5 protein-coding genes are annotated in these 6537 nt (G+C 57.4%); all 5 read right to left on the bottom strand.

The window, feature by feature from the left end; translation table 11 throughout:
• Nucleotides 1-152 precede the first annotated feature (152 nt).
• A complete protein-coding gene (locus tag KHU33_RS24795; RefSeq protein ID WP_230414542.1) occupies nucleotides 153-2846 on the bottom strand; it encodes a M1 family metallopeptidase in 2694 nt (897 codons plus the stop codon).
• Nucleotides 2847-3092: 246 nt separating this feature from the next.
• Nucleotides 3093-4253 carry an FAD-dependent oxidoreductase gene (locus KHU33_RS24800; protein WP_211468005.1) on the bottom strand — a complete coding sequence of 387 codons (1161 nt, stop codon included), beginning with the start codon at nucleotides 4251-4253 and terminating at the stop codon, nucleotides 3093-3095.
• A 39-nt stretch (nucleotides 4254-4292) separates the two neighbouring features.
• On the bottom strand, nucleotides 4293-4463 hold the full coding sequence (locus tag KHU33_RS24805; protein WP_211468008.1) for a rubredoxin: 171 nt from the start codon (nucleotides 4461-4463) through the stop codon (nucleotides 4293-4295).
• Nucleotides 4464-4613: 150 nt separating this feature from the next.
• On the bottom strand, nucleotides 4614-5681 hold the full coding sequence (locus KHU33_RS24810) for an aromatic ring-hydroxylating dioxygenase subunit alpha (protein ID WP_211468010.1): 1068 nt from the start codon (nucleotides 5679-5681) through the stop codon (nucleotides 4614-4616).
• Nucleotides 5682-6076: 395 nt separating this feature from the next.
• Nucleotides 6077-6537: type IVB secretion system protein IcmH/DotU (gene icmH / locus KHU33_RS24815; RefSeq protein WP_211468012.1), on the bottom strand; the 461-nt coding region annotated here is incomplete at its 5' end.

Consider the following 6537-nt stretch of genomic DNA (forward strand, 5'->3'; position numbering starts at 1 on the left):
AAAACGTGCGCTGGCCGCGTTGCATGGCTTGCTGGGGCACCAGCCCCAGCTACGCCACGCGCCTTGCCAGCACACGTGTTGGTTGGAACGCATCTCCCAAATCAATTGTTAACAGGCCCTAAGGCATTCTAAAAAAAATCCAAATTGTTTGCTCAGCGCAGAATCGCCGCCGGGTCTTGCTTGTCGCGCAAGGCCGTGCACAGCAAGGTCTTTTCACGGGTTTGCGCCAGGCCGCGTTCGGCGCCAGGCAGTTGTCCGAGCAAGGGCTGGAAAAACGCCGTCAGGCGATCAGCCTCGCCTTGCGAGCAGCCGTCGCCGCCGACCAGGCCGGGCAATCTGCCGCCGGACGAGTCGCCGCTACGCTTGATCAGCTGTGCATGATTGATGGTAAACCAATTCCACATGGCGTCGCGGCCTTCGCCGTCTTCTCTGCTGGCGCTCAGCAGCGTGCTCATCTCGCCGACTTTAACCCGCGAATCCAGCGTCAGGTTGCGCGCACGTTCGGCGTTGCCGGCGCTAGTGGCGGAGCCCAGGCCGCTCAGTATCGCCATGCGCTGCGACGGATTGCTGGTATCGGCCAGCGCCTTGATTAACACATCGGTAGCGCTGCCGCCGCGTTCTTGGATGGTGACGGCCAGTATCGAACGCAACAAATCCGGATTGGCGGCGGCCAGGTTAAGCTGGCCGTCGGCATCGGCTTGCAGGGCTTGCTTGCCTTGTGCCAGCAGGGCCTGGCGTACTTCAGGCAATTGCATGTCGAGCGCCAGGAATTTCGCGAGCGATGCGCGCAGCAGGGCGTCGTCCTGGCTTTCGCCGCTGCGGCGTTGATAGCCCAGTTGTTGCAGCCGCGGCAGGTACAACTGGCGCGCCACTTCGGTCAGGCGGTTGCGCTGGGCGTCGCTGCTGGCTTCGTATCTGGACAACCATCTGAGTGTCGGTATCAGTGCAGTCGCTACTTCTCGCGTGTTCGATTGCGCCAGGCGCGGCGCCGCTGCCAGCACGGCGGCAGCATCCAGATCGCCGCGATCGAAACCGGCGTTGACGGCGTCCGCGTAAGCCAGCTGTTCGGTATCCGGCAGTTGCGCCAGTTTGTCGGTCAGGCGCGCCAGATCTGTGCGCGCCATATTGAAGCGGTAGTAGCCGGCCGCGTCTGCGTTCGGCATATACCAGCTGCTGGCGGATGCGCCTTGCAGCACCATCTTGCCTTGCTCCCGATCCAGCAATTCGCATTGCGTCTTGGCGATGTCGCTATCGGCGACGCTATAGCGCACGCACACTGGAATGCCCCACAGCCGTGTGGTGTCGCCGGTCGAGCCGAGCGGCAGGTAGCGCTGTTGCTTCAGATGCAGCACTGCTTTGCCGTTTTCCCAACTGAGCGCAGTGTCGACCAGCGGTACTCCGGACTGATCGAGAAAACTTTGCATCGCTTTCGTAAAACGCTGGTCCTTGCCGGAAGCCTTGGCCAAGGCATTGACCAGATCGTCCGCGGTGGCGCTGGAGAACTGGTGTTGCTTGATATACGCGCGCACTCCTTGGCGGAAAGTTTCTTCGCCCAGATAGCGCTCGAACATATTCAGTACGGCGGCACCTTTTTGGTAGGTGATGCCGTCGAATGCTGTTTCGATGTCGCCGTTGTTGGCAATCGGCTGGCGGATGCGGCGCACGCTGACCAGGCTATCGCTTTGCATCGCATAGTTGGCGCCGCTGATCAGCTCCAGGTCGGCGCGGTATTCCGGATGCAGCTGACGCGTGATCTTGCTCTGCATCCAGGTGGCAAACGCCTCGTTGAGCCAGAGATCGTCCCACCACGGCATGGTGACGGTGTCGCCAAACCATTGATGGGCCAGCTCGTGGGCGTTGACATTGAATGAGCCGCGCACATTGTTTGCGGGTGAATTAGCGTCGAGCAGCATCAGGTAATCGCGGAAGGTCACCAGTCCCGGATTTTCCATGGCGCCGGCGGCAAAGTCGGGCGCGGCCAGCAGATCCACTTTATCGAATGGATAGCCGAAGCCGAAATAATCTTCCAGCGCCGTGATGATGGCCGGCGTCTGCGCCAGCGCCGGCTTGATACGCGCGCCTTCGCCATGCGGTGTGACGCCGCGCAGCGGCAGTGCCTGGCGGCGCCATTGTGTCGCTGGAATTTCCGGTCCGTTCACCACGTCCCATGGCCCGACGGCAAACGCCACCAGGTAAGTCGGCAGCGGTTTGGTCGGCGCAAAGCTGAGCTTGCGCCAGCCGTTTTCCAGTTTCTGTTCGTCGACCTGCTGCGTGTTGGCAACCGCAACCTGGTTTTCAGGCACGCTCAGGCTGAGCGTGAAAGGCGTCTTGAAAGCCGGTTCGTCGAAACCCGGGAAAGCGTAGCGGGCGCTGACCGCTTCCATCTGCGTGATCACATACGGCGCGCCTTGGCTGCTGACTTTGTACACGCCTTCCAACTGTTCATTGAACGGAGCGCTGTATTCCAGCGTCACGCTATAACGTCCGGCCGGCAGCGTCTGGCCAAACTCGATCGCCGCCACGCCTTCTTTTTTCGCTGCTACTTTGTACTGTGCTGCATGGATTTTTTTCCGGCTGTCGGTCAGCGTGACTTTGCTCACGCGCAGATCCTGGCCGTGCAGCCATAGATGATCGGCGGTTTGTTTCAGTTCGATGGCGATGGTGGCGCTGCCGCTATAGTCAGACTGGTGCGGATCGACGCGGAAATCCAGCTGATAGGCCAGCGGCTGAGCCCAGCGCGGTAATTTTCCCAGCGGCGCTGCATCATTCGGGATCGCCGCTGCGGCGTTGAACGATGCGATGTTGATGGCGAGAGCGGCTAATGTGAAACGACGGGTAGTACACATCACAGATGAAATCCTCCCAAATTTGGTCTTGGGATTCTAGCTTGCGCTACGCTGATTCGCTAGGGAAATAGTATGTTATATAAATTTTAGTTTGTTAGAGAAAATCAGGTGTTCCTATTTCTTGAAGGGGCTAAGAGAGCTTCAATCATTTGTATTATGTTTTGTTATAGTCCATTCGGAATTTGTTGCGGGCGATTCAACGACATGTTTAATCGGTGGGCCTCAAAGCAGGCCTCAAAGCAGGCCTCAAGCCAGCCACGGCGCCATCGTACTCAATAGCGTGTTTTTCTCTTTGACGTAATCTCCCATCAGCGCAAAGCCGCACATCTCATTTTGATCGTTGCGAAAAACCGACCAGACGCTGTTGGGGTCGGCCTCATCATCAAATGCCTTGGCGCTTTCCCAGCGGCCATTTGCATCCAGTGGCGGCACCGCTACGGTTGGCATTGCCGGGGTCTTCACCACCACCGGCATGGCTGGATACGCCACGCGAGTCGATTCGCCATTGAGTGTTTTCGCTAGCGCACGGGCAGCCTGCATGATCGGCATCACATAGGGCAGCACCAGTCCATCCACTTCTGCGCAATCGCCCAGTGCGTACACGTCGTTGGCGCTGGTGTGCAGCCATGCATTGGTTACTATCCCGCGTTCAACGAACAAGCCGGATTTGCGCGCTAACGCAACTCTTGGCGTCAAGCCGATTGCGGCAACTATGCGATCGGCCTCAAGTGTTTCGCCGCTCTCCATGTGTATGCGGTAAGCGTTACCGCGGCGCTCTATCGATTGCGGCGTTTTACCGAGATGTAACGTCACGCCGACTTTGCTTAATGCCGCCGCCATTGCTTGTCCTGCCGGTTCAGGCACCAATCGGCTCAGCGGCCATAAAGCAGGATCGATCAAAGTGACGTCAAATTGCGCCGACGCCAGATCGTTAGCGAATTCGCAGCCGATTAATCCGGCGCCAAGTATGGCGACGCGGCGGCAGCCAACTAGCGCTTGCCGAAAGCGAGCGTAATCGGCCAGGTCATTAACGGTCAGTACGTCCGCTGCACCGTCGCCGCTCAAATTGGTTTGACGCTGATCGGCGCCCAATGCCAATACCAGTGAAGAGTAGGGCAAGCGTTTGCCTGCCACCGTGACGGTATGGCTATGGGTTGAAATTTCCTCGACTTCGGCCTCGCGCAGAATCTCGGCATTGAGCTGGGCAGCCATCTGATCGGCTGTAAAGTTGACCAGGCTAGCCGCGTTCTTACCTTGTTGAAAGGCATTCGATAGCATCGGCTTAGAATAAAAGCTGCCGCAATCACGGCTGATGATGGTGAGCGGTACTTCCCGATTCAGCTTGCGTAATTCGCGCGCCACGGTGTAACCCGCAAGCCCGCTCCCGACAATGATAATGGGTGCCATGATAAAACCCTTTTTATGTTGATGATGTACGGTGCTCGCTTATGCCGCGACGAGCAGCATCTCGAATTCCGCTTTGCCGACGCCGCAGTCAGGACAAAACCAGGTGTCAGGTACGTCTTCCCAAGATGTACCCGGTGCGATGCCGTGCTCCGGCATCCCGTTCGCTTCGTCGTAGCGAAAGCCACAAACTACACATTCCCATTTGCGCATATTGTTCTCTTCTGTCTCTGGTTATCCTTAACGTCGCGGATCATCTGTGGTCATGCGGTTAAGGTTGGTTTGCGCATCCAAGTGGGCGCTATCCTCCTTCCCTCGGTGAAGGGAAGGAAGTGACGGCGCCTTGGATAACGCTGATGCGCATCAAGCTGAGTAAGCCGCGCCCAGCCCAAGCAGACTCATTGCGCGACGATAGGCGCCGGAAGAACGGTCGGCAAGGATGTGCGCCTCGATTCCCTTGTCCAGCGGCAGATCATCCGGACGCTGGGTTTCCACAATTGCCCGGTCTTCTTCAAAAATCTGCCGGTTGAAATCATAGACTTCCTGCAAAGGCTGGTCTTTGTCGAAATTGCGCGTGATCGGAACAAACAGGCGCGTCGACCGTGCGGAAACCGGGCTCGCGGCATTCAAGATCGATAGCACTCCGCCTTCGGGGAAGTCCACCGTCAGGCTTGCAGTAAAGGGTAGCTCGATGTTGAATACGCGGCGCCATTGATAGTCGGCAGGCGCCCGATGCTGCATTCGTTTGGGGAAATTGCTGACATTGCTGATGTATTCGGCGTGCATGCCTCTGGCGGTGCGCTCGGCAGTGTATTGCGGCACAAAGGGATTGTTGCGATCGGCAAAGGTGGCTTCGTATATCCAGGCAAAATGCGCCACGTCGATGAAACCTTCGACTTGCCTGCCGGCGGAAGCGGCTATGTCGATCGATGGCGGCAGGATCTGCTGAAAATCGGGATTGTCCCAGGTCGGAAATTCCGGGAAGGGCTCATGGCCGCCGCCAAGCGAGGTCCAGATCAAGCCGTACCGTTCCTGCGCGGGATACATGCAGATTTTGAGGCGGTCGGAAATGTGTCCATCCGGTTGCGATGGAATATGGCGGCATTTTCCATCCGGCCCGTAGCGTAGTCCGTGATACGGACAGACGATGTTTTCTCCCTCCACCCAGCCCAGGCTCAAGGGCACGCCGCGATGCGCGCACATGTCCCTGGCGACGACTACGCGGCCCTCGGCGCGATAAGCGACCAGGCGCTCGTCCAGCAGGCGTACAGCGATAGGCTTATCGGTCAGGTCGGAAGAAAAGGCGACGGGATGCCAGAATTTGCTCAGAATTTTCCAGTCTTCCGGGTGGAAGGTGCTGTCGCGGGGAGGAGTGGGGCGAAACGGATTTTGTTGCGAATTGGTTGCTATAGAAATAGGCACATATGACATCAATTCTCCAAGTAAATTTATAGCGCGCCTATGAGGCAAGCTGCAAATTCCCCATAGGGGCTAACGGTAGGTGTATTTGCTGCAATGTTTCCACTGCGGGCGCTCCGCCATATCGAGACATCGTTGTTATGACAGAGGCTAGGAGCAGCTTAGTGCCTAAGCTTACCAATCGCTATATGCAGAGGAATATTGCGATAATCCTGTGCTTGATATGCGTGCTTGCGCACTACTATGCGCAAATTCGAGGAGGAGATTGCCTGCGCATACCCGTTCACCTTCTACAGTCAATCCTTCATAATTCCTGCCGCAGCGTAGCAGACGGAGGTCGAGTTCCTTTTCCAGGTTGCGAATGTAGTGGTTTAATTAAACCGGACACTACTGATAGTCACTTTGCCTTAATACTTGGTTGGAGAGGATGCAGCTGGCGGTACTGTCATGTTGCCGATGGTGACGATGTCATCGACCACTTGATTGCGCAATCCCGTTAACTGGTATTTGCAATACCCCCATGTCACCACGACCACCAGCGTCATCAGCGTCGCCGAGACCCACACCGGAATGCTGCGCAAAGCCTGTAACCGATCACGAGGGACGCCCTGCAAATGCGACGACAACGCCGACGGCACCGGTTCACGGTCGGCTGTGATCAGTGCATCGAGGCGCTTGCGTATCGTTGCAAGGTGGCGTCGACCATCGGGATCAGTGCGGTACTGCCCCTGAAAACCGAGACTGAGAATGTGATACATCACTTCCAGCAAATCACGATGCTGCTCCGGCTGTGCCGTCGTCAATCGGCCAGCCAGCAAGAAAAACTTCCGGCCGCCGTCGATATCGCCATGATGGAATTGCGCCAGCA

Source organism: Collimonas silvisoli (assembly GCF_018305005.1).
In the GTDB taxonomy this organism is placed as follows: domain Bacteria; phylum Pseudomonadota; class Gammaproteobacteria; order Burkholderiales; family Burkholderiaceae_D; genus Collimonas; species Collimonas silvisoli.

Coding starts and splice junctions, on each gene's coding strand:
- KHU33_RS24810 (WP_211468010.1), bottom strand. CDS start 5,681: ATGTCATATGTGCCTATTTCTATAGCAACCAATTCGCAACAAAATCCG.
- KHU33_RS24795 (WP_230414542.1), bottom strand. CDS start 2,846: ATGTGTACTACCCGTCGTTTCACATTAGCCGCTCTCGCCATCAACATC.
- KHU33_RS24800 (WP_211468005.1), bottom strand. CDS start 4,253: ATGGCACCCATTATCATTGTCGGGAGCGGGCTTGCGGGTTACACCGTG.
- KHU33_RS24805 (WP_211468008.1), bottom strand. CDS start 4,463: ATGCGCAAATGGGAATGTGTAGTTTGTGGCTTTCGCTACGACGAAGCG.